At 46.5% G+C, this 22,243-nt stretch carries 23 protein-coding genes; 9 read left to right on the top strand and 14 right to left on the bottom strand.

The genetic code is table 11. The features are described 5' to 3' along the window. The first annotated feature begins 614 nt into the window (after positions 1-614). A complete protein-coding gene (locus tag MHH93_RS22300) occupies positions 615-824 on the top strand; it encodes a hypothetical protein (protein WP_500055806.1) in 210 nt (69 codons plus the stop codon). A 423-nt stretch (positions 825-1,247) separates the two neighbouring features. Here MHH93_RS22300 and rlmD read toward each other — a convergent pair whose 3' ends face one another. Then, positions 1,248-3,020, bottom strand: a complete 1,773-nt coding sequence (rlmD, locus tag MHH93_RS22295; protein WP_500055805.1) for a 23S rRNA (uracil(1939)-C(5))-methyltransferase RlmD — start codon at positions 3,018-3,020, stop codon at positions 1,248-1,250. 568 nt (positions 3,021-3,588) lie between these two features. After that, the gene (locus MHH93_RS22290; RefSeq protein WP_500055804.1) at positions 3,589-4,470 is read right to left on the bottom strand and encodes a diacylglycerol kinase; all 882 of its coding nucleotides are present in this window, start codon (positions 4,468-4,470) and stop codon (positions 3,589-3,591) included. 524 nt (positions 4,471-4,994) lie between these two features. Between MHH93_RS22290 and MHH93_RS22285 the strand changes: the two genes are divergently transcribed. Then, positions 4,995-5,711: an NPP1 family protein gene (locus MHH93_RS22285; protein ID WP_500055803.1), complete on the top strand. Its 717-nt coding sequence runs from the start codon at positions 4,995-4,997 to the stop codon at positions 5,709-5,711. A 181-nt stretch (positions 5,712-5,892) separates the two neighbouring features. Here the strand turns inward: MHH93_RS22285 and MHH93_RS22280 are convergent, their stop codons facing one another. Continuing rightward, positions 5,893-6,309, bottom strand: a complete 417-nt coding sequence (locus MHH93_RS22280; protein ID WP_500055802.1) for a DUF4395 domain-containing protein — start codon at positions 6,307-6,309, stop codon at positions 5,893-5,895. 75 nt (positions 6,310-6,384) lie between these two features. After that, complete coding sequence (locus MHH93_RS22275) at positions 6,385-7,311, bottom strand: ketopantoate reductase family protein (RefSeq protein WP_500055801.1); 927 nt, start codon at positions 7,309-7,311, stop codon at positions 6,385-6,387. Positions 7,312-7,479: 168 nt separating this feature from the next. Here MHH93_RS22275 and MHH93_RS22270 point away from each other — a divergent pair, with 168 nt between their 5' ends. Next, a complete protein-coding gene (locus tag MHH93_RS22270) occupies positions 7,480-8,049 on the top strand; it encodes a TetR/AcrR family transcriptional regulator (RefSeq protein ID WP_500055800.1) in 570 nt (189 codons plus the stop codon). Between the two features lie 77 nt (positions 8,050-8,126). Here the strand turns inward: MHH93_RS22270 and MHH93_RS22265 are convergent, their stop codons facing one another. Beyond that, positions 8,127-8,912 carry a sirohydrochlorin chelatase gene (locus MHH93_RS22265; protein ID WP_500055799.1) on the bottom strand — a complete coding sequence of 262 codons (786 nt, stop codon included), beginning with the start codon at positions 8,910-8,912 and terminating at the stop codon, positions 8,127-8,129. A gap of 1 nt (position 8,913) precedes the next feature. Then, positions 8,914-9,204, bottom strand: a complete 291-nt coding sequence (locus MHH93_RS22260; protein ID WP_017690665.1) for a YerC/YecD family TrpR-related protein — start codon at positions 9,202-9,204, stop codon at positions 8,914-8,916. Positions 9,205-9,653: 449 nt separating this feature from the next. On the opposite strand from MHH93_RS22260, the gene MHH93_RS22255 reads away from it, so the two are divergent. Then, the gene (locus tag MHH93_RS22255) at positions 9,654-10,289 is read left to right on the top strand and encodes a tyrosine protein kinase (protein ID WP_500055798.1); all 636 of its coding nucleotides are present in this window, start codon (positions 9,654-9,656) and stop codon (positions 10,287-10,289) included. 132 nt (positions 10,290-10,421) lie between these two features. Beyond that, the gene (locus tag MHH93_RS22250; RefSeq protein WP_500055797.1) at positions 10,422-11,510 is read left to right on the top strand and encodes a DNA alkylation repair protein; all 1,089 of its coding nucleotides are present in this window, start codon (positions 10,422-10,424) and stop codon (positions 11,508-11,510) included. A 226-nt stretch (positions 11,511-11,736) separates the two neighbouring features. On the opposite strand, the gene corA is transcribed toward MHH93_RS22250, so the two are convergent. From corA to MHH93_RS22230, 4 genes are all read right to left on the bottom strand, one after another. After that, positions 11,737-12,696, bottom strand: coding sequence for a magnesium/cobalt transporter CorA (gene corA, locus MHH93_RS22245; RefSeq protein WP_500055796.1), 960 nt, complete (start codon positions 12,694-12,696; stop codon positions 11,737-11,739). A gap of 351 nt (positions 12,697-13,047) precedes the next feature. Then, entirely contained in the window at positions 13,048-14,037 is a 990-nt protein-coding gene (locus MHH93_RS22240; protein WP_062836232.1) for an inorganic phosphate transporter, read from the bottom strand. 14 nt (positions 14,038-14,051) lie between these two features. Then, positions 14,052-14,669, bottom strand: a complete 618-nt coding sequence (locus MHH93_RS22235) for a DUF47 domain-containing protein (protein ID WP_062836231.1) — start codon at positions 14,667-14,669, stop codon at positions 14,052-14,054. A gap of 317 nt (positions 14,670-14,986) precedes the next feature. Next, a complete protein-coding gene (locus MHH93_RS22230) occupies positions 14,987-16,060 on the bottom strand; it encodes a DUF3048 domain-containing protein (protein ID WP_500055795.1) in 1,074 nt (357 codons plus the stop codon). 335 nt (positions 16,061-16,395) lie between these two features. On the opposite strand from MHH93_RS22230, the gene MHH93_RS22225 reads away from it, so the two are divergent. Next, on the top strand, positions 16,396-16,935 hold the full coding sequence (locus tag MHH93_RS22225) for a DoxX family protein (protein WP_062836230.1): 540 nt from the start codon (positions 16,396-16,398) through the stop codon (positions 16,933-16,935). 156 nt (positions 16,936-17,091) lie between these two features. Next, positions 17,092-17,304, top strand: coding sequence for a hypothetical protein (locus MHH93_RS22220; RefSeq protein WP_500055794.1), 213 nt, complete (start codon positions 17,092-17,094; stop codon positions 17,302-17,304). Between the two features lie 173 nt (positions 17,305-17,477). Here MHH93_RS22220 and MHH93_RS22215 read toward each other — a convergent pair whose 3' ends face one another. From MHH93_RS22215 to MHH93_RS22205, 3 genes are all read right to left on the bottom strand, one after another. Further along, complete coding sequence (locus tag MHH93_RS22215) at positions 17,478-18,263, bottom strand: DODA-type extradiol aromatic ring-opening family dioxygenase (protein WP_062836227.1); 786 nt, start codon at positions 18,261-18,263, stop codon at positions 17,478-17,480. 103 nt (positions 18,264-18,366) lie between these two features. After that, positions 18,367-19,197: an alpha/beta hydrolase gene (locus MHH93_RS22210; RefSeq protein WP_500055793.1), complete on the bottom strand. Its 831-nt coding sequence runs from the start codon at positions 19,195-19,197 to the stop codon at positions 18,367-18,369. Between the two features lie 255 nt (positions 19,198-19,452). Then, positions 19,453-19,686, bottom strand: coding sequence for a hypothetical protein (locus MHH93_RS22205; RefSeq protein ID WP_500055792.1), 234 nt, complete (start codon positions 19,684-19,686; stop codon positions 19,453-19,455). Positions 19,687-19,825: 139 nt separating this feature from the next. On the opposite strand from MHH93_RS22205, the gene MHH93_RS22200 reads away from it, so the two are divergent. Then, a complete protein-coding gene (locus MHH93_RS22200) occupies positions 19,826-20,002 on the top strand; it encodes a hypothetical protein (RefSeq protein WP_500055791.1) in 177 nt (58 codons plus the stop codon). A gap of 96 nt (positions 20,003-20,098) precedes the next feature. Beyond that, complete coding sequence (locus MHH93_RS22195; protein WP_500055790.1) at positions 20,099-20,911, top strand: DUF1129 family protein; 813 nt, start codon at positions 20,099-20,101, stop codon at positions 20,909-20,911. 16 nt (positions 20,912-20,927) lie between these two features. On the opposite strand, the gene MHH93_RS22190 is transcribed toward MHH93_RS22195, so the two are convergent. Further along, positions 20,928-21,836, bottom strand: a complete 909-nt coding sequence (locus MHH93_RS22190; RefSeq protein ID WP_500055789.1) for an AraC family transcriptional regulator — start codon at positions 21,834-21,836, stop codon at positions 20,928-20,930. Positions 21,837-22,243 lie beyond the last annotated feature (407 nt).

Here is a 22,243-nt window from a genome sequence, read left to right as displayed (position 1 = left end):
CCCCGTTGACAAATTAATATATACTACACACCTCATAGTTACGCTAGCTATTCACTATGAGGTGTATTGGCGCTACTATCATTACCCATCAAATCATCCTGCTGTTCCATAATCCTGTCAATCTCAGCATCAATCAATGGCAGTAACAGACCAATAAATGACTTGTTTCCATTAGAATTTCTTTCGGTTTTCCTTGATATCATCTCCCTTGCTATCAATGTTCGCTCTATGTGCTTGAGCAAATGCGAATAATACTAGAATAGAAAGGCTGTAAAGAGGTTTTGGAAAGTTTTGCAGAATTAGTTCTAAATACATATCTATAATAGGCCATCAGGAGGGAGTCAAAAGAAGTGCAACGTACCACTAGACCCATAGTCAATCATCCCAACAGGACAACGCAAGCCCAATCTAACAAGGCTATTCTAAACCAAACAGCGGGAGCTGTCAGTCAATCGAATACTGCAGCTGTTGCATGCCGCAAATGCAAGTCACAGCAAGTAGTAGCCAATAAAAGAGGGTACAGTTTCGCAAACTTGTTTAAAACACTGTGGTGGATGGGATTATTTCCTCTCATATTAGTCTTAATCGGTACGATCGGAGCTTATTCTTATCACATGAATGTAGAAGTTGGAATTGGTGGAAGTAGCACTGGAGGTGGAGGTGGAATTGTTGAAGGTTTGATAGCTATCATCGGAGTTATTTTCGGGATATCAATCTTTATATCTTTACCCGTAAGCATCCTAATTGGATTCGTTGGGAGAGGTGAAATTGTAAACGGCTGTATGAACTGCGGTTTTAAATGGAGACCTGCTAAGAGGAAGTAAACTATTAGTGGGGGTGGGTAAGATTTTGATTTCCCCCGCCGCGTTAATGTTGTGCCATAAGAGAGTTACAGTACTCTTACGAAATGTAGACTTTTTGTATAATTAAGCTGTGAGATGTTCAGAAGCCCAAGTTTTCCTGCCCGTTCACATGTTGGTTAGCGGTCGCTCCCTGTGTTAGCAGGGGCGGCTTTTTCTGCATTTTTGATACTTACATGGGGTGGCTCAGATCATTAACAATAATAAGATTCAAAGAAACAATCACTCTCCGTCCTTGCGATTCAAGTTGAAGAACACCTTTTGTGGACTTTTATATTGGGTACAGAAAGGACATCTATCTGCACAGCCCACATTAAGCATAAAAAAGAAGCGGGCTATTGACCCACTTCGTTACTATTCCACGCCAATATACCTCAACTATTAATCTTATCTGATCAACATCGCCACCGACTCCACATGCACCGTATGCGGGAACATATCTACCGGTGTTACCTCAACCGTACGGTATCCGCCATCCTCCAGTACACGAAGATCACGTGCCAACGTGCTCGGATTACAACTCACATACACCACGCGCTCCGGCTTCATCTCCAGGATCGTTTCCAGCAAACGTGGATCACAGCCCTTACGCGGCGGGTCGACAACGATCACGTCTGCTTCGATACCTTGTTCTTTCCAGCGTGGGATAACGTCCTCGGATGCGCCAACTTCAAACTTCACGTTACGCATCTCGTTCAAGAGCGCATTGCTGCGAGCATCCTCAATCGCTTCGGGAACGATCTCAACCCCATAGACCTGATCCGCATGTTGCGCGAGGAAAAGAGAAATCGTCCCGATGCCGCAATAGGCATCAATTACGGTTTCTTTGCCGGTTAGTCCGGCGTACTCCACCGTTTTCCCGTACAGTACTTCCGTCTGCACCGGATTCACCTGATAGAACGAACGCGCCGAGATGGCAAACTGCACATCACCGATATAATCATAGATTACATCACGGCCCCACAGGACGCGGGTCTCATCGCCAAAGATAACGTTGGTCTGCTTCTTGTTCACGTTCTGGCAGATGCTCGCAACATGCGGAATGGCTTCACGGATACTGCCAATCCATTCGTCTTTGTACGGAATGTCTCGACCATTCGTAACCAGAACAAGCATCATCTCGCCTGTACGGAACGCCTTCTTCACAACCACATGGCGCAGCAGACCGCGACCTGTCTCTTCGTTATATGCACTGATTCCAAAATGACTGCCGATCTCCTTCACCTTCGCAACCACTTCGTCATTGTGCTCATGCTGAATGAGGCAGCTCTCCATATCGATGATCCGATGGCTTCCTTTGGCGTAAAATCCACCTACCAAGCCACCCTCGGCTGCGCCGATAGGTACCTGTGCCTTGTTGCGATAGCGCCATGGCTCGTCCATGCCCATCGTAGGCAGTACGCGAATGCCCTGCTCCGTATCTTCTTCGTTCATGACACCTTCGAGACGAAGTCGAATACGATTGCTGCCGATCATTTGTGCTTCAGAAGATGCTTGTCCAGGTTCAGTTGTCTGATTCGCATCACCAGCTGAAGCGTCATCCTGCATGTGCTGTTCGGCGCCCACTTTATCATCCTGCAGGTTGGATGCCAACGTCTCTACATCCTCCACCATCACGTTCAATTTGCCAATCCGCTGCAAATTATCGACTACCAACTGGCGTTTCCAGGCAAGCTGCCCGGCATAGCTCATATGCTGGATCTGGCAGCCACCGCACTGATCATAGATCGGGCAAGGCGCGGACACACGATCCGGGCTTGCCTTCACGATCTCCAGTAACTTGGCGTAGCCATACTGCTTCTTGGTTTTCATCACGCGCACGCGTACGGTTTCACCCGGAAGCGCACCCTGTACGAAGAGCGTGTATCCATTCGCACGACCTACACCCTCACCGTCATGGTTCATGCCAATGATGTCGATGACAGTCTCTTCATTTTTGCTAACGGGCAGACCTTCGATTGGTGCAGATTCACGCGTTCTCCCCTTTGGACGAACGGCAGAAAGAGATGCGCCTTGTGGCCGCACCTCTTTTCCTTGCTGACGTGGTGATGGACGAGATGATTGACTTGGCTGACGGGACGCTGAAGCGTTCCCTTGCCCCTGAGAGGCAGCCGAATTCCGGCGGTTTTTTCCACGACCGCTGCGGTTCGTATTAGACAACGTACATTCACTTCTTTCTTCTTATATGGTATCACATCAAAAATAACGTTCCGAATTTCTAATGAACTTCAGAAACGTTATAACATCCTCAGATGGTGTTTTACGACCTTATTAGATCATTTTCTCCAAAATAACGACGTTGAGATTCGTTAGATTCGCAGCTTGGGTGATTTCGCCACACTAAGGCTTCCTGAGTTCGTTAGCCGCCGGCACTCGACCAAACTGCTATTTTCAGCACGGTGCATCACATTGCAGTACCATCGAACAAGAACAACACTTTTAACTTTCACCGTTCAATGTACACTTTTCGCTGTTCACGTTCACACACGCATATCACAATGTACCCCATATCCGCTCAACGCATGGTGACCACATGAGATTATACGCGATCCCACCATACACGGCAACTGGAAAATCCACTTCCATCTCACCTTACTGCAGAGCTGAATCCAACTCTCCTCAACAGTTATGCGATACTGTGCAACCACCGCTGTAGTATCATAGCTTTTATGAGACGCTCAACATTGCTTTTCGCAAGCGACTAGCATTGCTCCCAGCACCCACATTCTTAACGAAACAATTGCAGATGATGCTTGAGGTTCGTAAATGTAGCTGGCAACGTGCCGCCCAACTCTCCATCAAGGTTCAGCTGCACATAGCCTGGCGAGGTAACTTCCATATGACTCGTCTGGAATTGAACCACTTTCTTGTCGTTCAGATGCTCCCCACGCAGCGCGAGCGTGACGAGACGGATCATGTCAGCCAGATTACATTTGCGGACACCGATCACATCGAACAGACCATCATCAATGGTGGCACCTGGAGCCAGCTTTTCAAAGCCTCCAACTGAATTGGTATTGGCGATGAGGAATAACATGAATTCATCATGAATCTCTTCCTGACCGTCGGCGCGAATAATCAGCTCCTGAGGAGACAGGCTCGCCATTTTCTCAATACCCTTCATATAATAGGCCAGTTGCCCAATCATCGTCTTCAGACGACTCGGCACCTCATAGGTCAGTTCAGTTAACGAGCCGCCACCAGCGATGTTGATAAAATATTTATCATTCGCTTTGCCCAGATCGAGCGGACGAAGCTGCTGGTTAATAACCAGATCCACGTAATCTTCCCACTGTCTCGGAATACCGAGTGCACGTGCAAAATCATTCGTTGTTCCCAAAGGAAACACACCCAGCGGCGGACGATTCTCCCGCTCGGCCATGCCGTTGATCACTTCGTACAACGTACCATCGCCACCAGCAGCAATAATCATGTCATATCCGCGTTCAATCGCTAGTTCGGCTTCGCGGGTTGCGTCACCCTCACCCGTTGTTGCGTGACATGAAGCTTCAATACCACCTTGATCCAAACGCTGCAAAATATCAGCCAGACGTTTCTTCATTTCTTCCCGGCCTGAGGTCGGATTATATATTAAGCGAGCTTTTTTCATCTCATACGCCACCTATTCCACATTATCCATGAGTCTATACGACCTCATAATCTTACCTTGCATCAGTCCACAAAAGGGCAAAATTTTAACACCACAATGAACTTCCGTTCATTCTGCTCTAATCTTTCGTCTTACCTATATCTATGCATCAGGAATTCCCTCTCATTCCAAAGCCTTTAACTCCTATCATATCATCAAATGTAAAGATGTCCTAGCATGTAATCTATAAGTATATATTTTCATATATGTATCCACAGATTCTTCCACTACCCAATAAACACCCTGCACCCACCCTGAATCTGTCCCACTACCTTTTATGTAAAATAGTCTCATTATTCAACCATTCTGCCCGCTTGGACAGGAATTAGTCTTCAATTTCGATACCTTCATGTGATTATGACATAGATATGCTACAAATTTACAAATCTTAAGATAAAAATATAAATAATACAAATCTTTTTCCATTATAGTCTTATTGCAACCTCAACTTCGCACCACACCATCCCCGTGAAGGAGAACTGTGAATGAAAAAAATCGTGTTAATGCTCCTGGTCCTTCTTATGGCATGTATTCCTTGGGTTACCGTTGTTGAAGCAGCAGCAATTAATCATGATCAGGTTGTCGGATTTCAGGAAGTCTCCCCAGTCACCGTGACGCAACAAGCAGCCAAGCGTTTTCAGCCTTTTCTCAAAGTCTATCATGGTTGTGTTCCTTTCCCCGCGGTCGATCAACAGGGCAATACCAGTGCTGGCTTGAATACATCCGGGTCATCGAATGGAAACTGTAGCTCAAGTACAGGACAGATCTACTCCCGCTCGGCATGGCACAACGGAGTGTGGGCCATTATGTATTCCTGGTATTTTCCCAAAGACTCCCCCTCCCCTGGACTCGGCCATCGTCATGATTGGGAAGGGATCGTCGTGTGGGTAGATAATCCGGCAGCTGCCAATCCCCAGATCCTCTCCATCGCGTATTCCGGTCACGGACAGTTCACCAACGTCACACCGAGCAATACCAATACACAAGGTAACCATCCGTTAATTTCCTATAATAGTACCTGGCCACTGAACCATGAACTAGGCGTCACCAACGTTGTTGGGGGAATACAACCTTTAATCGGATGGGACGACCTGACTTCTGCGGCACGAAATGCACTCAATACCACGGACTTTGGCAGTGCCAACGTACCTTTCAATGATAACAATTTCACCAACAATCTGAACAAAGCTTGGTTTAGGTAAAAAAATCCCCCTCAAGTGAACAGCTCACTTGAGGGGATTATCATATAAAGCTATCGTGAACCGATTGCTATAGATTTTTCAGTTAACGCTCAACGCAAGAAAGCTCCTCGAAACATCGCACGTTAAGATCCTTAATCTAAGATTAGGTTGTTTTATTATCGTTTCACTTCTTCCGCCAACCTCAGAATCCGATTTTTCGCCCTGCACGCAGCTGTTTGTACCAGAAATACACCGTGCAGCCCACACAGTAACCCAGCAGAGCCGCGCTTGCAGCCGCGAGAAGCATGACAGAGAAGGCATAACCCGCAGTTACCCAGCCAAGCGAGAACGAGATGAGTGCCAGAGACAGGAAGAGCACAGCCAGAATATTGTTGAATCGCTGCAGTTCCACCGCCTGCGTCTCTGTTCCTTTACCCGTCAACACAACTTTCCCAATCTGCACAAACAGATTAAGCTTGCTACCGGAAGCCAGACCAATCACCTGAATGATCCAGAGTGCGCCCAGAACTACAAGTGGATTGAACACAAACGAGAGTAAAACAAACAATACAATACCGACCTGATTCGCTTTTACATACCGCATGGGCACTTCTCGCATCCTCATATCTCCTTAATCCCATTTTATTAGTTGGTTTTATTGTAGTCGGTATTGGGTCAATGAGCAAGAGACACTTTATTTAAGTGGAGTAAAATCTCTTTTCAGCACGTCCCAATGGGGTGTCGGGATACCTGTTGTCTTTTTCCAATCGGTAAATGCCTGATTTAACACCTCAATCTCTCCAAAAGAACCCGCGACCAGCTTATGAACCGGAAGCATACTATAGATCTTCAACAGAAGAAACATCATCCGTTGATGCTTGCGAATCATTTTAGCCTGAATCTCCGGTATAATCGTTATACCCATAGCCTCAAGCACGCTGAAGCCCTCATCCATCGCCCGAATCATATGTTGGATCTGCTTTTTGTTCCCGTCCAACTTGATCAACTCACGTTTCTCATTAAAGCTCACCGCATTAAGCATCAGAATGGGTACAATATGGCTTTTCAGCCAGGCATCAATATCGCTTAAATAATTTAACTTGTATTTCACACGTTGGAAAGCTTGATCCAGCAAAGGTTTGAAGCCTATCTCACCGTCCAGACTGCCGATCACCATTTGTGCGCTCACTCCACCGATGGATAACATGCGGTCCTTGTCACGCCTACCTCCACTTACATGGAATCCGAACGCGACCTGTTTTCCCCTCGGACTATGTTCTTCCAGATAGGTCTGCATGCTTCGTGCATCTGCGTTGTTTCCCACAATCACAATATTGTTGCTCTGATTCTCTGCCAGAATAGGTAACACGGAAGGAAAATCGTTATATTTCATGACAACAAAAATCAGATCATATTGGTCATTTACCTCCAACGTTCTGACTACCCGAACCGGATCAACTGTCGTTTTGAATTGAAAAACATGCCGGATGACGATTCCGTCCTTCTCCAGCTCCTCTGCCCGCTTCCCTCTAGCCAGAACAGTAACATCATTTCCACCGCGCACCAGAATGTGTGCCAGTTGGCTGCCCAAAACCCCTACACCATACACTAATATCTTCATTGGTTACCCCTCTATTTCATATTTTATCAATATTCGTTGCTTTATGAACATTTGTTGATAAAATAAGAGTAACAAAGCACCTACTGTGCTTCAATCGTTAAAATATCCGTTTTTGTTGAATAATCAACGAATGATTGCTGATTGTTGAAAACCATCATAGGAGGGGCCATGGACAGACGAGTACTCAAGACACGAAAGGCGATAATCGAAGCTTTTGTCGGGTTACTGGAGGAACAGGATTTTGAGCAAATTACGATAAACGATATTGCTGATCGGGCGAATGTAAACCGCGGAACCATCTATTTGCATTACGCTGACAAGTTCGACCTGTTGGATCAATGCATTGAGACCTATTTGCAGCAGTTGTTGGATGCCTGTATGATCGAAAGCTCTACTACAACACCCGTTACGGCCAAGGATGCGCTGCTCAGAACTTTCCGTTATCTGGAACAACATGCCTCTACCTATACTACACTTCTAACCAAAAAAGGTATTCCGGCATTTCGTAGTAAGTTGATGACATTGTTGGTCCAGGGAGTACAGGATCAGATGGATGCCTGTGGCATCCAGGAAGGTATGAAAAAAGAGATTACCATACAGTTTCTTGCTTCCGCTGCTGTAGGCCTCCTGGAGTGGTGGATTATGAATGCCATGCCTTATCCGGCCGAGGAGATCGTTGACCAATTAATAGATCTACTGGAACTACATCTGAATTTGCACGCTCCCATAAGTGGGTAACCTGGCCCTCGTTCGAGTGTTCGAGTGGTCTACAACAAACAAAAAAACCACGTCCAAGGACGTGGTTTTGATATACTTCACAAAGAAGCTTTAACCTCATTACATCTATCCAGCAATATCTGGATCTGGCGCTCCAGCCACTGTCCAAGCAATGGATGTGGCAACAGCGTCTCACCACTATACTCATAATCCAGTTTCTTCAGCCGGTCCGGAATTACGTTTCTTGTGAAGTAACCGGCACTCAAAAACAGCGGCGCCACAATAACTCGGTTCCCCCGCTCTTCGCTCCAATACTTCACTTTGTCATACACGCTCTCGGGATTTAGCAATGCATAATCCGTATGGGCTACACCACTAACTTCCTGCACAAGCTCTGCAAGGGAAGAGATTCCAGCTTCCCAGCGCTGGCGAAATCCATCATGAATACTCCCGTGCCCTACCAGCAGAATGGTCTCCTGCTCAGGCTGTTGCGAGAGTAGCTTAACCTTGTCCCACACCATCACGGCGATATCCGGATCGTTATCCACCGGATAACCGAAGAGAACCCGAGCCTTTACATTAAACGGTTCGAGATCCGTTTCGCGATCAGGTGTTTCCTTAGCACCAATGGCATATTCAATTTCATCCACATGTGTACTTCCGGACGAAACGAACAGAGGTACGACCAGAATATCGGTTACGCCTTGTGCTTCCAGTCGGTCGATACCGTCCTGGATCAGGCGTCCTTCCACAAGTTCAAGAAAACCGGCTTCAACCGGTAATGGCGTAGGCAGACTCAACCGGGAGATCGCGTCATCGACGGATTCCACCCAGGTCTGCTCCTGTGAACCGTGACTGATGATGAGTACACCCGGCTTCTTCATGTTAGCGTCCCAGGCGTTCCAGCGTCATTTTATAACCATCATTGCCATAATTCAGGCAGCGTTTCACACGTGAAATTGTAGCTGTACTCGCACCTGTCTCTGCTTCAATCTGGTTATAGGTATTGCCTTTACCCAACATACGAGCCACTTCCAGCCGCTGGGACATGGATTGAATCTCGTTTACCGTGCAGAGGTCATCAAAGAAAACATAACACTCTTCAATATCTTTTAACGTCAAAATAGCCTCAAATAGTTGTTCAATGCTTTTATCATTTAGCTTTTTCAGCTGCATTTCATCATCATCCCCTAGCGGTTACTGTGTACCTACATTGTACTCACACTGAGTTGGTATTTCAAGCGTTACCGATTTCACGCACTACAGAATAAAAATACATGTTACCGCTTACAAAAGGTACTATTGTCCTCCACTCGCGCACATCAGACGAAATTACCGCGCTATTTCCCAGTTTTCACCTGTATATATCCGATTACTTATGTAGGATTTTAACCCGCTAAAATGTGACAGTTCTGTGTCTAAACTGCATTTTACTCTTCGGGAACCTGCCATCATGCCTTGCGCCCAAATCCGCAAATATCCCGTTTTCCGGGATACCCGCCTACGCCGTCTCTCCGCGAATGACATACAGTATAACCAAAGGGAGTTCCACTACCGTATATTGCATCTGTCATGAAACTTGTGGAACGCAATTCCGAAATCCAATAGAAGGAACGTGATTGTTCATGCCACAGCATTATTATCACCGCCAGCCAGCACAAGGGCAACGTCCGTCTGCTCATGCTCATCGGCAGGCACGTACTTCTGCCTATATGCCGCCCGGTGTGGTTCCGCGGTCTTTAAATGAAACTCAGATTCAACCGATGTATCCTGGAGTAGAGCCCCATTATCCGGGCTTCGGTGAAGTCGAAGCATCTGCAGTCGTACCTTATGGGCAAGGTCTAACTGGCGGGAACTTATATGGAGGCGCAGCTCAAGTTGTTGCCCCAGCTCCGGTACCGGCCCCTGCTACAGGTAGTTCGGGCTTTTCATTAGCCAACATTGGTGAGTTAAAAGGAATGATCGACCGCTTTGGCGGTATTGATGGAATCATGAGTGGAATAGGTAAAATGCAGAAGGTCGTCGGTGGGATCCAGCAGATGGCTCCGATGATGAAGCTCGTTATGGGCATTCTGCCTTTTGGAAAAGGTAAATCGAATAACAGCGCAGCTGATGCAGATTATGAAGAATATACACCGCCCCGGAGACGGAAGCGCAAGCGGACGAACAAACAAACGAGCACTCCACGTCGCCGCAACACGACTCCAGTCCGCCGCAAATCTAATTCCACGAAGCGCCGTCCCAAAAGTCGCAAACGTTAAATTCATCCAGGCACCCCCTACAGAAGGTGGGTGCCTTAACACCGTTCATCAACAAACAAATATATTTCAGGAACTTATGTTCTTATTTCAGTAATTTGAGGTATACTGGATAGTAACTAAAGGAGGCGGACCATGGAACTTTTCAAAGACAAATACACGCCCGCATTAATCGATCGGACCGGTGAACTGTTGCGTCAATTCAACCCGAAGCTGGATACACAGCAATTTCACGAATTGGTTTTCGCCGAGGGCTGGGAACAGTTGGAATTCAAAGCGCGCATTCGCAGAATCACACAGGCCTTGACTACAGTACTGCCCGACAATTATGAGGAAGCATTACATATTATCGAACAAGCCGCGCCGAATATGAGAGGCGTTGAATATCTGTTTGTACCGGATTTTATCGAAGTGAACGGACTTCACCCGGAGGATTACGAGTTATCCATGAAGTATCTTACTCTCTTCACACCTTATTCCAGCTCTGAGTTTGCGGTACGCCCGTTTATTGAACGTTATCCACTCCAAACGATGAAACATATGATGGCGTGGGCAGATAGCGACAATGAGCATATCCGCAGACTTGCCAGTGAAGGCAGCAGGCCACGTTTGCCATGGGGTGCCAAACTACAGAATTTTATCACTGATCCAACACCTGTACTTCCGATTTTGCATGCATTGAAACAGGACGAGTCCCTCTATGTGCGCAAAAGTGTCGCCAATCATCTGAATGACATCTCCAAAGACCACCCCGAACTGGTCCTGGATCTGGCCACCACCTGGTATGGACAACATGCCCACACAGACTGGATTGTCCGACATGCCAGCAGGTCCTTACTGAAGAAAGGACATCCCAAAGCACTAAGTCTTTTTGGTTATAACGAGCAGAATTTCATTCACATTGAGCAGCTTCAGCTTGTACAAGATACGATTGCCATTGGCGAGGATCTTCATTTTTCGTTTGATGTGGTCAATGAGAGCGGTGAGTCACAGATGCTGCGAATTGAATATGAGATGGGCTATATGAAAGCAAACGGCAAGCAAGCTCCCAAACGATTCAAATGCTCCGATAAAATGTATCCGACAGGCAGAACCAAGGTAGCAACCAAACAGTCGTTCAAAATCATTACAACGAGAAAATACTATGCTGGATTGCATACGCTAACGATTGTTGTGAATGGTAAAGAGGCAGCAACGACTTCTTTTGTTCTTGAAATGGAGTAAAAGGAAGTCATCATAAGTTATACACAGCTTATTGCAACGGAATAGTTATTCACATGTGGATACATTTTTTCAAAACTTCTAATAGAAGAATCAGAAAGGCCACCTGGCAAACATCATCTTCCGACAGTTTTTACTGCCCGAGATCATGACCCAGTGGCCTTTTTATATGTAATTCTAACTGCAATTCCCCTTACCTACCCTCACCGCTATCCAAATGTAACACGTTCTACTTAAACCATCCACGCTTCACAAACCAGGCCACCATACTTCCGCCAAGCACAAACATCAACAGCAGTACCGCCCCATACCCAAACTTCCACTGAAGCTCAGGCATATAAGCAAAGTTCATGCCATAAATTCCCGCAATCAGCGTGAGCGGCATAAATACAGTCGTAATCACCGTAAGTGTCTTCATGATCTGATTCATCCGATTGGAGTTCAGGGAAATATAACTATCCCGCAGGTCAGCCGTCATCTCCCGATCGGCTTCTATCATATCTGTCAGCTTCAATAAATGGTCATAGATATCGGTAAAATAAGCCGTATGTTCGCCTGTTCGCTGCACATGCTGGGAATTCACCACCCGATAGAGCAGATCCCGCATCGGTACGACCGTTCTTCTGAGCTTCAGCAATCGGCTTCGCAAGTCAAACACCTGATTCATCAGGTCTTCAACGGACTCTTGTCCACCCCGGTTCTCCAGTTCAGCCAGTTCATCCTCAATGGAAAATAAAGACGGAAAATAATGATCGACCAGCTTATCCATCACCGTATAGGCTGCTGCCACCGGACCTCGCGCCCAGATCGTACGTTCATGTGCATGGTGCAATAATCGATCCCAAGCTTCATCCACTTCCTCCAATACGCCATGATGAAAGGACACCAGGAAGTTTGCTCCAAGAAACAAGTCAACCTCCTCGGCTTCAAGCGTCTTGGGATTCAGTGCATGCAGTACAAGAAACTGCAGATTATCATAATAATCAAGCTTTGGCCGCTGCAACACATGCAGACAGTCCTCAATAGCTAAGGGGTGAAAATGAAAATATGTATCCAGCAAACGGCTTTCCTCTTCTGTTGGCTGGTTAAAATCCGCCCATACCCAGGCGTAATCGTTCAGATCTAGCTGTGTAAGTGGTACGTTCACGGAGACTTGATGTTCTCGTGTAATGGCGAGTGTACGAATCATAAATTAGACCACGTCCTTGTCCTGTATCTTTACGTCATTGTACAACTTTAACCATGAGCACGTCTCCCACGTGTTCCAAATATCCACAGACGTGCATTCAAACTCGACAACAAAAAAAGCCAACCCTGTTGGCTTCTCTCATTTCCCTATCCACAGTTCCCTGTATCCACAGGAATATCTTCTTTTGGTTTATCATTCCACGGATGGCTATCCACATATCCAGCCTGTCCACACGTTCATGCACAGGCGCCTCTTGATTTTGGTTGTATAATTGTCCACATATCCCGATATTCACACAGTTATGAACAGTTTTTCTGGTAACCCCGAGTTCGTTCGGGATCACTTCTCTCTTTAGAAAATAATCCAGTACAACAATCCTGCCAGTCCCGCAGTAATTGGAATTGTAATGAACCACGTAATAATGATCCGTCCAGCAAGTCCCCACTTCACAGCAGAGAAACGCTTCGCGGAACCCACACCCAGAATAGCTGATGTGATCGCGTGCGTAGTACTAACTGGAAGGTGAAGCAATGTTGCTGTGAAAATAACGGAAGCAGCTGACAGATCCGCGGCAAATCCGTTAATCGGCTCAATTTTAAAGATTTTGGTACCCATCGTTTTGATGATTTTCCAACCACCAATGGATGTACCCAGAGCCATCGCAGTTGCTGCCGAGATTTTAACCCACAGCGGCACTTCCAGATGATCTTGTACACCAGCTGCAACCAAAGCAAATGTAATAATCCCCATCGCCTTCTGTGCATCATTCGTACCATGTGTGAAAGCTTGCAGTGCTGCCGTGAAAATCTGTACCGTACGGAAACCTTTGTTCACGTTATGAGGACTGCGTTTGGCAAAAATGTATTTAAGAATCGTCATGACCACATAACCGATGGCAAATGCGATCAGAGGTGATAATAGCAAACCTCCAACGATATCAATGAATCCGCTCCACTTCACTTTGTCGGATCCTGCGCCTACGAGCACGGCACCTGCAAGGGCCCCGATAAGTGCGTGTGAGGAGGAAGACGGAATACCAAACCACCATGTAACCAGGTTCCAGATAATCGCGGCGATCAAGGTGACTATGACGACCTCGATCCCGTTATCCAGCGTGGTGGGGTCGGTTACACTCCCCCCAATCGTCTTCGCAACGCCTGTAAACATCATCGCACCGACAAAGTTCATTACCGCTGCCAAAAGGATCGCGCGACGTGGCGTCAGTGCCCGTGTCGATACTGAAGTGGCAATGGCATTGGCCGTGTCGTGAAAACCGTTGATGAAGTCAAACGCCAGTGCAAGGAAGACGACTATACCTAATACCCAAATCGTTGTTTCCATTATTCTCTGGCTCCTTAAGAATTACGCATGATGATGGATTCGAGCACATTCGCTACGTGTTCACAAGCATCCGTTGTGGTCTCAAGACGTTCGTAAATTTCCTTACGTTTGATCAATTCAATCGGATCAGGAACGGTAGCGAAAAGGTTCTTGATACACATGCGCAACACTTCATCGCCCTGATTTTCCAGATCATTCAATCGAATCGTGTACTCACGAATCGCCAGCAATTTTTTCTGAGACAGCAAATGAATGGCCTTCTGAATTTCGTATGCCGATTGGCGCAAAATTTCAGCGAATTGAACGATATATTCGTCTGGGTCAGTCAGTTGGTACATATAGAAACGGGAAGCCGTTGCTTCGAGTCCGTCCAATACGTCATCAAGTGTCGTTGTCAGCTCCATAATATCATCGCGTTCGATCGGCGTGATAAACGTTTTGTTGAGTTCCGTAATGATTGTGTGCACATAGTCATCACATTGGGACTCGTACTTCTTCATTTCATTGGCAAAAAGAGTCACATCCTGAAGGTTGGAAACATGCTGGGAGAAATAATCTGCCGCTTGAACAACCGTATCTGCCATGTTCTCCAGTGTCTCAAAAAATATATCCTTCTTCTTCTTAAGCTTCATAGCTCTATCCCCTTTACGGAAAAAATTGCCGATAACCGATGAAACATGAAATGACAACCTTTGATATCTTATCATATTTGTTTCATGGTTTGTACAAAAGGTGTGATCCTTTTTTATATTCTTATCACATTAATCTGAAATGAATCTTAATTATTTGGAATAATGGTAAATTCAAGTTGAGATTTTACATTGCATTTACAATTCGGCATCAAAATACGGAATCAACACTATTCTAATTTTCATGCCAAGGTATTTTATCATGCCTTTTCGACAACAAAATGGATACATGTTTCATCGTTTTCTTTCATTACATCCTTCTATTGGCCAGCCAGCTTCACATGACTAGAAAATTCCGGTTGATTGGGTACAATGCTGATAAACGTTTTACCGGGCACAAGAGCCACTTCACTGCCATCCTGAACGAAACGAATAATATCCCCCTGCTTCTTCACCCACTGCCCACGAATCATCTTGCCCTTCTGGAACAACATCGCTTCCCCACCCTGTTCCAAATTAACAGACAACCGCCCTACACTATCGAGTACCTTGTGATCTGCACCTGCCACAATAATGTTTGCTGCGCCAAGTGGAGTCCCATTATCCAGATCCTGATCTGCCTTCCCATTCACCATTCTCATATATCGTCCGCTAACTTCATCATAATCATACGTCACCCGGTAACTATCCAATAAATATTGGATATCGAACTGCTGTACTTCCTCTCCTGCAGATGTCGCACCTTCTTCGTTATAGATGTATACGGGAGACTTAAAATCATGGCTATAACCCTTGATATCTGAACCTTCTCTCAGCTTGTCCGCTGAAGTATACAGATTATGTGGGGCTTTACGATCCGAGGAACGCCAGAAATAAGGTCCACCATTCGATATTTCATCCATATGCTGTTTCTGCTGCCTTTGCAAAATGGAATAAGCCTCCGGACTGCCTCCGGCATGAACGAGAACCCCATCATAACTCTCGCCGAGCTCAATAAGGTATGGGCGTATACTGCGAACTGGTCCAACCGTCTCAGCACCACCTTCACTCTGGAAGATGGCTATAAACCGGGTAATGCCTCCCTCTGCGAGGACTTCAAGAATGATATCGGCTGAACTTAGACCCGATTGAGGGCGAGCCGCTGGTGCATTATTAATCATGACGGCGAGTGGTCGACGCGTAATCGCTTCATCTACAGGCAGACCTGTAAGAGGTGCTGTGTAGAGAGATGCGTTGGACTCCTCCACAGTCTGTTCTTCTTGTACAGGTGCAGGTGCGGGTTCTGGCTGAAGTGGCATCTGAACCGCCTCCTGGTTTTGGCAAGCAACAAGACTTAATGAGAGAATAAACAGAGATGCAGCGGATGCCGCTTTGTTCCATTTAAAAAACTTCAATATAGGACCTCCTGAACGATATGGCCTAGTTCTAAGTTGTGATATATGTCTCATGTGGGCAACCATTTCACGTATTTCTTTCCATTTAATCACACACCGTCTAATTTGTCTGCGCCCAGAGGGCCTTGATACAGCGTGAATCCTGCAATTGAAACAGCTAAGTGGAAGAAAAATATGTCCTAAATGTGAACTTCTCAAACCTTACTTAAAATTTGAACTAGATTGTGATTTTAATCACAAACAAAACGACTTTTGGACTATATAATAAAGACATCAAAGGTGATCACTTAGAAAAACAAAAACAACACACTAGATTCCATGAAGGAGTGGTTTATATGTTCAGCTTCAACCAATGGCTTAGAGAAAACAAAGTGGCAATGTGGATTTTGACAGTACTTCGGGTGTATATCGGTTACGATTGGATGACTCACGGATGGAGCAAATTGACTGGCGGATTCCAAGCTGGCGGGTTCCTCGCAGGGGCAGTCGGCAAAGCAACAGGTGAAAATCCTACAGTTCAAGCATGGTGGGGAACGTTCCTTGAGAAATTCGCAGTACCAAACGCAGGATTGTTCGACTTCATCATCCCGCTCGGTGAATTCCTTGTAGGTGTAGGACTCTTACTCGGCTGCTTCACAACACTGGCTGCACTGATGGCTCTCGTGATGAACTTCGCGTTCCTCTTCTCGGGTACAGTAAGCACGAACGCTCAACTGGTTCTGATGCAAATCTTCCTGGTAGTTGCTGGTGCAAATGCAGGTAAAATCGGTCTGGATCACTGGGTACTGCCTTACCTTCGCGGATTGATCACTCGTAACAAAGGTAATCACCCTAAAGATACACCAACGATTAGCCCGACTCAGAAAACAGCTTAAACAATAATCAACAACGCTGCCGCCCTGCTCTCCATCCCCCGGAGAGCAGGGCTTTTTCCTTTCCATGATTAGCCCGGCTGCCCTCGCCTAACTTGCCCTGCTAAAGAAAACCGTATTATGATGAACATAAAGTTGAACATCAAAGGAGTACACGATATGCCGACCCAGCGACGTCTTGAAACGGATGTAGACTTCCAGGAAGCCATGGATATGAAGTATAAGGTTCGAGTTTTTAAAGATAATCACCAGATTGACTCCGGTGGCATCATTATCCGTTTTGACAGCAATACCGTAGTGGTACAATCCAGTGTCAGTGAACTCGCTTATCATTCGCGTACAGACTGTGAATTGTTCGAAATCCGCAAATAAATATCTATTGCATGGATAAGTCTTCGTATTGAAAAAAGGTTACTGTAGCCCTTCAAGGGTGTACAGTAACCTTTTTTGTGTTTATATATTGTAATTGTATTCATTAATACACGTTATGTTATCCGTACGAAACTGGCTTCAAGCACCATAATCAGGCTGTTGTCTGTTCCAAGTTACACGCCGTCTCCAAACTGCCAGCAGTTCAAACTGAGCGTTCCATACGGGTAAGACTGGAATAGACGCTTCGCTGATCGGGACATATCCGCCGTACCCATAGCGTAGAACAAAGGTGCAAGATGCTCTGTACCATACGATGGAACAGCCGTGCGTGCGTGAGGGGCTTTTTTCTCGTATTGAAACAGTTCTCTTGTATTCCACTGCTCCAAGCGCTCCCCGATCCAGTTATCAAATTCCACCGCCCACTCCTGCGGTTCATCCGTATTGCCGAGCAATCGTAAATTGTGGACCGTTCCACCACTGCCAATGATCAGCACATCATCATGACGCAGCTGTTCCAGCATTCGGCCAATATCATACTGTTCCTGCGGCGTACGCAGCGAGTCTACAGATACGGCGATCACAGGGATATTCGCCTCGGGGTACATATGGAGCAACGGTACCCATACGCCATGATCCAACCCTCGGCCTCGAATTGGCTGATGCGCCAAATTGCTGCGGGTGAACAAAGCACATATCTCGTTTGCCAGATCTGGCTGCCCGGATGCAGGATATTCCATCGTATACATCGTAGAAGGAAATCCATAAAAATCATGCAAGGTCTGATGTGTATCATCCATCGTCACGGACGGTTCAGGACAATCCCAATGCGCCGTAAATACGACAATGGCTTTCGGAGCCGGCAGCCTGTCTCCAAGCTGGTTCAAGAAGTGAGTGTAGTCATTGCTCTCCACCGCCAGAGCGGGAGAACCATGCGCAATGAAAAGTGCGGGTAATGTCATTGCTGCCAACCTCCAGACACGGATAGAATGCTTACTCTTCTATTTTACCCCTAAGAAGGCGCTTTTCCAAGCTGACATTCCCAAATCGTTGTAATCCTGCCACTTATATCATCCAGTGCTGCCAATCCTGCTCGATCTTCTGACGTTCGCCCAGCCACTCTCTGGTACGCGTAATGAGTTGTTCCCGCTCTTTACCTGATGAGAAGGTGTGATCGCCCTGGAAGATGATCTCCTTATCACAGCGGCCCTCTTGGCGCATCCAGAATACCTTTTGATACAGAAATGCGTAGTCTACAGGAATAATATCATCTGACGTACCATGCACGACGAGAACATCACCACTAAACTTGACTGCTTCCTGGAATGGCTGATGTTCTGCGAGAGATTCGAAGAAGGTTGGTGTGAATTTGTATCCGAGATAATCAGCTGCACCCAGTTTCACGCCTTCATCGTATACTTCTCGTCCCGTAATCTTCACGATATCATTGAATGGATAACCCACGGAGGACCACATCACCAGATTCTTGACACGTTTGTCGCGTACGGCCGTTAGTAATGCAACAGCACCACCCAGACTATGACCAATAAGGGTAACACGCGTAGGATCTACATCACTGCAATTGACCGCATAATCCAGCACCGAGCGGGTCTGCAGCACCATGGACTCCAGTCCCTCGGCTCCATACTCCCCGCTGCTCTCTCCGCAACCGATATAATCGAAACGCAGAACCAGATAACCGTCTTCCGCCAGCTCCCGTGCAGTTTTTACAAACAAACGGTCCACACCGATCCGACTACCCACGAAACCGTGGCAGATGACTGCCAGAGGTACGCGCTGCTGACTCTTCTCCTCCTTGATATCTTTTACAACCGGATAATGAATCGTGGCTGTTAATTCTTCCTGTCCATGTCGGATACTGATCTGACGTTCCATACCGATTTCCCCTTTCCACGCTTAGCCTGTTAAGTTCCATTTATTAAATATATATAATCCGATAAGTTTAGTGTGTATTAAGATGTTATTCATATATTATCATCCCGTACCCTGCAAGTCAACGTAAGTAAGAACCCTTTCTACGTGGACTGTTAGTCTACATTTTATCGGCTGATGAGCACAAAAAAATGAGCCACGCTGATGAACAGCTGGCCCAGATATCTGTTGAAATTCTAACCTAGTGTTGCAGGATCGTTATTCGTAGCTTCTACGGAACATCTCGTGGGTCTCTATCCGTCCATTCCACTCATGCTCATGACCGGAATCGCTATTGTCCCAGAAACTTCTTCCCCTCAAATTGCTATCTGTCAGTTCTTCCGCATACTCCGTGTCCTCCAGATTCTCCTCAAAGGATACAACCTCGTCCACGACTCCACGGGAGTTGCTGTTCAGTAGCAGCTTCCGCGTCAAATCTGTTTGTTTGTCCATCACAAGCACACTCCAATCTTGGATTTCTGTTGGAAATGCTACTATTGTGATGGAATCGGCTGCTCTTTATGCATACGTCACACAATCGTTAGATCTGGGCAGCGTGCGGGTATTTTTTCACATCAACGGGGGAAAATAAATGAACAATACATGGCAGTATATGCCTCGGAATCCTTCTGCCGAAAGGAATGAATTCATGGAACATTTATTGGAATGGATTCAACATCACGGTAAACTGGTACTGTTATGCACCTGTGTCATTCTGGCCTGTGTAGGGATCTGGGCCAACCATGAGCAGCTTTTTAATAAGGAATGACTTTGCGAAACGAGAGCCCTTCCCGTATACTAAAATACCGTCAGGGTCTTCGGACAATTGGAAGATCAGAACGTGTGTAGACAGGGGGAGCAATCATTGGGGATTTCCTATAAGAAACTGAAAGAAATACAGAATCGGCAAATAACTGAGATGAGTCGTATGACACCTGAACATGTGAAGTTGTATGACGAGATCAGCACCATTGCGCGTCATTCGCCAGCGGACGAGAGAACACAGGAAGAATGGATTCTCTCCGCAGGAAAAGCGATCGTACAGGCTCAGCGGGATAACAAACCCGCTCGCGAGTTATACGGACCTGATCTGGAACAAGACATCTATGCACAGCTCGGGATAACAGATACAGCACCGGAGAAGACGGCTGCCGTTGAGGTGGGTAAATCCTCTTCAACCCGTGGTCAGAATGCATCAGCTTCATCGAAAAAGAAAGCCAACGATGCTGAACCACAGCCAACGGAGAATGCTGATCCAGCCAAACGGACACCGAAATGGTATGCCATGATCGCGTGGGCCGCACTGTCTTTTGTCATGCTGATCCAAGGGTGTGCAGGATTGTTCGTGGGTTGGACTGGAGGAGACACGGAACCATTCCAACACATCAGTCTATTTTCCTTAATCGTTGCAGCCGTCGGCGGAATCGCATTGGTGGAAATGCTTCGCCGTCTTGCTGAGCGACCAGACGATGAAGGAGCGGACCGAAATAAGGTACCTAAGCTCAATATTCGGGGGATCGTCATCTACATCGTGGTCGTGGTACTCGTGCTGTTTGTCGGGTATCCACTACGGGATAAACTTCCGGTATTTGCACTAGCTCCATGGGTGAGTGCGGTGATTGGCATTGTGGGGCTTGCTACGTTACGGCCTTTATTCGGTCAGAAGAAAACAGCATAACACGTTATATCATGGATCAAGGGGCCTTTGGGGTCCCTTTTTCCATTTGGAGCTGATTGCGATGTTTAATTCCTTTGCCTGGCGTCTCTCCAAACTCCCGCTTGAACATCCGGATAAAATAGTTCACTTCCATGCCGATGGTCTCTGCCGCCTCTCGCACACTTGCTCGTGGATGCTTGTCCAGCCATTCCGAAGCCTTCTGTAAACGTATTCGTTGCATATATTGATGTCCTGTCACGCCATAATGATGATGAAATAATCGATTGAGATGCTGAACCGAATAACCCACTGCGTCAGCGACATGCTTCAATAACAGGTCATCCTGGTAGTGCGTATGCATCAATGCTACTGCTCGAACGAGTGCATCCTTGCTCGGATCGGACTCCCGATTAGATCGTGTTACAGTGCCGTGCTGTGTCCTAGATGATCCAATACCTCCGATGTCGACATCAGATGGAATTTTCGATTGTGCTATATCTAAAATAAGCTGGTAGATAAGGGCTGATGTGTTCCACATCTCCGTTGCTCCTTGATCCAGCGCATGCCAGAGATTGGTCATCCGTGACCAGATGAGTTCAAAACCAGAGATATGGCACGGCTCATTCTGAAGCAAGCCCGTAAATTGCAGTATCGATCCAGCCGATGCACCGCCAATGCCGATATAACCCAGTTCTCCTTCGGATTTGGAATGAGGCACATACTCATGTGCAGTCTCGGGTTCCACGATGAACAACTGCCCTGCTCCCATCGTCCACGTCCCTTTTCCCGGAAGCCTGAACTGCCCTTCACCGCCGCGTGACAAAAACAACTGATACACCGGAAATCCATCCGGTCTATGCAGAACTTTCTTTTCCTGCGTGCCCACACAATACAAGTACAGCGGCAACCGGGAATCCGGCAGGCCCGTCAAACGAAATGCAAGCATTCCATCATTCCTTTCGGCTTATTGGCTTCTAGCTTATTCCTTCTATTATCCATCGGGTTGTTCTGTTTCAACAATGGTCTAAGGAACCTTTTTGGCGACAAGATTTTCAAAAGGGTAATAAAAAAACTCCCCTTCTCTATTGGAAAGGGAGTTAACATGTTACTTTACTGAAAATAGATTGCGCTTCTCTGAGTGGCCGTTCCGGTCACGGATCGTTCTTGCGATCGCTGTTGTCTCCAAATTTTCTTGATCAACCTTTAAAAGGTAAAAATTCGGAGACAAAGGCGAACGCTGCTGCTTCTTCAGAATCGATTCCGTGCCCTTCACTACCTCTGTCACTCATCCAGATGATGTATTCATCCAAGTATTAAACTTTGTTTGTTTTATGAGGTACCTCAAGCTGATAC

Origin of the sequence: Priestia sp. FSL H7-0729, from assembly GCF_038005685.1 — a bacterium.
Taxonomy (GTDB): Bacteria; Bacillota; Bacilli; order Paenibacillales; family Paenibacillaceae; genus Paenibacillus.
The sequence above is the reverse complement of the archived record's forward strand: the minus strand, read 5'-3'. Positions and strand labels throughout refer to the sequence as shown.

Bases quoted from the DNA above. Each gene is read 5' to 3' on its own strand.
- MHH93_RS22285 (WP_500055803.1), top strand. From the start codon at position 4,995: ATGAAAAAAATCGTGTTAATGCTCCTGGTCCTTCTTATGGCATGTATT.
- MHH93_RS22215 (WP_062836227.1), bottom strand. From the start codon at position 18,263: ATGACATTACCCGCACTTTTCATTGCGCATGGTTCTCCCGCTCTGGCG.
- MHH93_RS22190 (WP_500055789.1), bottom strand. From the start codon at position 21,836: ATGCTTGCATTTCGTTTGACGGGCCTGCCGGATTCCCGGTTGCCGCTG.
- MHH93_RS22250 (WP_500055797.1), top strand. From the start codon at position 10,422: ATGGAACTTTTCAAAGACAAATACACGCCCGCATTAATCGATCGGACC.
- MHH93_RS22210 (WP_500055793.1), bottom strand. From the start codon at position 19,197: ATGGAACGTCAGATCAGTATCCGACATGGACAGGAAGAATTAACAGCC.
- MHH93_RS22220 (WP_500055794.1), top strand. From the start codon at position 17,092: ATGCCGACCCAGCGACGTCTTGAAACGGATGTAGACTTCCAGGAAGCC.
- MHH93_RS22225 (WP_062836230.1), top strand. From the start codon at position 16,396: ATGTTCAGCTTCAACCAATGGCTTAGAGAAAACAAAGTGGCAATGTGG.
- MHH93_RS22240 (WP_062836232.1), bottom strand. From the start codon at position 14,037: ATGGAAACAACGATTTGGGTATTAGGTATAGTCGTCTTCCTTGCACTG.
- MHH93_RS22300 (WP_500055806.1), top strand. From the start codon at position 615: ATGAATGTAGAAGTTGGAATTGGTGGAAGTAGCACTGGAGGTGGAGGT.
- MHH93_RS22200 (WP_500055791.1), top strand. From the start codon at position 19,826: ATGAACAATACATGGCAGTATATGCCTCGGAATCCTTCTGCCGAAAGG.
- MHH93_RS22275 (WP_500055801.1), bottom strand. From the start codon at position 7,311: ATGAAGATATTAGTGTATGGTGTAGGGGTTTTGGGCAGCCAACTGGCA.
- MHH93_RS22280 (WP_500055802.1), bottom strand. From the start codon at position 6,309: ATGCGAGAAGTGCCCATGCGGTATGTAAAAGCGAATCAGGTCGGTATT.
- MHH93_RS22235 (WP_062836231.1), bottom strand. From the start codon at position 14,669: ATGAAGCTTAAGAAGAAGAAGGATATATTTTTTGAGACACTGGAGAAC.
- MHH93_RS22255 (WP_500055798.1), top strand. From the start codon at position 9,654: ATGCCACAGCATTATTATCACCGCCAGCCAGCACAAGGGCAACGTCCG.
- MHH93_RS22265 (WP_500055799.1), bottom strand. From the start codon at position 8,912: ATGAAGAAGCCGGGTGTACTCATCATCAGTCACGGTTCACAGGAGCAG.
- MHH93_RS22290 (WP_500055804.1), bottom strand. From the start codon at position 4,470: ATGAAAAAAGCTCGCTTAATATATAATCCGACCTCAGGCCGGGAAGAA.
- corA (WP_500055796.1), bottom strand. From the start codon at position 12,696: ATGATTCGTACACTCGCCATTACACGAGAACATCAAGTCTCCGTGAAC.
- MHH93_RS22260 (WP_017690665.1), bottom strand. From the start codon at position 9,204: ATGCAGCTGAAAAAGCTAAATGATAAAAGCATTGAACAACTATTTGAG.
- MHH93_RS22270 (WP_500055800.1), top strand. From the start codon at position 7,480: ATGGACAGACGAGTACTCAAGACACGAAAGGCGATAATCGAAGCTTTT.
- MHH93_RS22205 (WP_500055792.1), bottom strand. From the start codon at position 19,686: ATGGACAAACAAACAGATTTGACGCGGAAGCTGCTACTGAACAGCAAC.